The sequence below is a fragment of the Sulfurimonas sp. genome, assembly GCF_023228785.1.
Taxonomy (GTDB): domain Bacteria; phylum Campylobacterota; class Campylobacteria; order Campylobacterales; family Sulfurimonadaceae; genus Sulfurimonas.
Genome location: NZ_JALOAN010000079.1, coordinates 1 through 2866, shown reverse-complemented (window position 1 = coordinate 2866; position 2866 = coordinate 1). Strand labels below are relative to the sequence as shown.

General features: G+C 35.5%; 4 protein-coding genes. All 4 read right to left on the bottom strand.

What is annotated here, in order from left to right:
- A partial coding sequence (locus tag M0Q24_RS11605; protein ID WP_295050830.1) for an efflux RND transporter permease subunit occupies positions 1 to 285 on the bottom strand: 285 nt, incomplete at its 3' end.
- 30 nt (positions 286 to 315) lie between these two features.
- On the bottom strand, positions 316 to 1122 hold the full coding sequence (locus tag M0Q24_RS11600; RefSeq protein ID WP_295050828.1) for an acyl-CoA dehydratase activase: 807 nt from the start codon (positions 1120 to 1122) through the stop codon (positions 316 to 318).
- A complete protein-coding gene (locus tag M0Q24_RS11595) occupies positions 1122 to 2399 on the bottom strand; it encodes a 2-hydroxyacyl-CoA dehydratase family protein (RefSeq protein ID WP_295050826.1) in 1278 nt (425 codons plus the stop codon). Before M0Q24_RS11595 ends, M0Q24_RS11600 begins: the two co-directional genes overlap by 1 nt.
- Positions 2392 to 2866 (bottom strand): 4Fe-4S dicluster domain-containing protein (locus M0Q24_RS11590; RefSeq protein WP_295050824.1); only part of this gene is annotated, 475 nt, incomplete at its 5' end. The genes M0Q24_RS11590 and M0Q24_RS11595, both read right to left, overlap by 8 nt.

The window sequence follows — 2866 nt, the reverse complement described above, 5'->3', positions numbered from 1 at the left end:
AAGAATTATGCTGAATTTTCCCGGAGTTACTACAGAAGATACATTCTCAACTCCGGTTATATTTTTTACTTCATCTTCGATCTCCCCAACAGCCATCGTATTTAAACTATCTACAGAAGCTCCTTGGTATGAGCCCCTGATAGTTATAGATGCAGGTTCAAGAGTAGGTGATATCTCCTTTGGTATCTTTGTATATGAGTAGATGCCTACTGCAAAAACTAAAAAAAATAGAGTGTAGTTTATTCTATAATTATCAATAAAAAACTTTATAATTTTATTAAACATCTATTGCACTTTTTCCTTGCATAAATCTAATTAAGCTCTGTTTTCATATCCGTAAGATTCATGAGCTAGTATTGCAGCACCTAGAGATGTCGTTATTTGTGGAAATGCAGGAATAAATATCTTCTTGCCTAGCTCATTTTCAATAGCACTGACTAAACCAATATTTAGTGCAGGACCGCCGTCAAAGTAGATACCTTCTTTTATGCCAACTCTTTTTACAAGTTTAATTATTCTTTTTGCTATGGAGTAGTGCACCCCTGCTACGATATCTTCAACACTGTTATCGTTGCCTAAAAGACCGATTATTTCAGACTCTGCAAAGACCGCACAGGTGCTGTTTATTGCTAATGGTGTTCCTTTTGATCTAAAGTGATATTCGCCTAACTCATCAACCTCTATCTCTAAATTCATAGCGACAACATCTAAAAATTTTCCAGTTCCAGCCGCACATCTGTCGTTCATAGCAAAGTTGACCACATTGCCCTCATCATCAAGAGAGATAGCTTTGGAATCTTGACCGCCTATATTTATAATAGTTTTGATATCGCACTCTGAAGCGGCTGCTGCCATTGCACCCATTGCATTTGCGGTGATTTCGCTTATATTTTCATCTGCTTCTTTAAAGAGTTTTCTTCCATATCCTGTTGCAACTGTATATACCAATTTATTCTCATCAACACCAAGTTCAGCTAGCATCTCTTTTAGTGCTTGTTTCGCATATTTGTAAAACATACTTCCACTTGCACTTATTTTATGTCCTGCTAGGTTTTTATTTTCATCTACAATTGCAATTTTAATAGCTGTTGAACCTATATCTATACCTGCAAAATATTTCATTAACGTTTCCTTCTTCTATTTTTAAGTGACTCTACAAATGCTTCAACTCTAGTTGTAAGCTGACCTAGATGACTAGGAGAATAGTCACTCTCTAAGTACATAATAGGAATGCCTTCTCTCTCCATGGCTTCTAAAACAGATCTTTGTTCCATTTCATAAACTTGACATCCTGCAAAGGCTTGATATATAACGCCATCAGCCTTATACTCTCTAACAAGGTCAATAATTCTTCTTTTTCTATCTTCATTTTTTGTAAATATTGGGCAGGTACATCCCTTTAGATATCTATCTGCAACACCATCTATCATATCGTTGACAAACCACTCATCCACGCTTACCATATCATTAAACATTCTGTTTGATGAGCATGTCTCATCTGCAACGATTATGGCGTCTGATTGCTCTATAATAAGAGGGATTTTTAGATTTGGAAAGATTGGAGGTGAGCCTGTATAGACGATCCTTGGACTTCTTTTATGTGCAGCGTTAAACTCATTTTCTACTCTTTGCTCACACTCTTTTGCAAGTTTATCTACAGCTTCTATCCAGTTATCAATCTTATCAAAGAAAAATGCGTTTGTAACTAAAAACATATCAACTCCAAGTATTGGAGAATTAATGTTTTTTCTTAAAAAATTTAGATTGTGGTAAAGATGTTGAGCGTAACCCACTTTTTGTATAGACTCTTTTAGTTTTTTTCTTGTTACTTTTTTATTTAAATTACTTGATAACTCTTTTGTGAATTTTCTAACACTTCGTCTCCAATACTCACGGCTCTCTTCGCTCTCTTTAGTTCTTGGAAACTCCATATCAAAAATTTCATATCCCATATCTTCTATGATGGCACCTGCTTTTGCTTTTTGATCGCAGGTTGTAGGAGATATGATAATATCAGGTTTATCTGAGAAGTTATTAGATGCAAACTGCCCTACAGTAGCCTTTACTAAAGGACATGATTTTGATGGAAGCAGATCACTACCTATCTCATCATCCGTATAAAAACCATTACATAGTCTAATAGGAACGGCATCAAGTGCGTAGATTATTTCAGAGGGCACTTGGATACACATCGTCCCAACTTTTACTTTGTCACTATGAAGTGGTTCATGTCTACAATGCACGCTCTCAAAAAGATTGTAAAAGTAATCCATCGCCTTTGGTGGTTCTTTAAACTCTTTTTTGATTTTCTCTAACACCATAATGGCTTCCATAGCCTTATGCCGATTTTGTTTCTCTTTTGGAGTCTCTATTTTATGTTCTCTTATATTTTTAGTCATTTTGTTTCTCCAGTTTATCCATTTGCATCCTTTTTACAAATCCACCTTTAGTAGATTTAAATATTGGATAATTTACAAAGTCAACATATAAAGCATCCTCTTCAGGACACGCTGCTACACATTTTAGGCATAAAATACAGTCATCTCTTAAAATATTGGTGCTTGTAACATCATCAGCTATGTCTTTTATCTGCATATCACAAACAGTGTAGCAATCACCGCATTTTGTACACTTGTCACCATCTTTTTTAAGTTTTAAAAGGGCTGCGTCACTAAAGATATAGTGCATGGCACTCATAGGACAGAAAAAACAGAAAAATCTCTTTTTTACAAACGAGCCAACTACAAAAAGACCGGTAAATACTAAACCTAAAGCAGTAAGAATCATCGCACTCTTAGACGAGAAATCTAAGCTCCATTGAGAAGTATCTCCTACAAAAAGGGGTGTCACCATTCTTCCAGGGCAG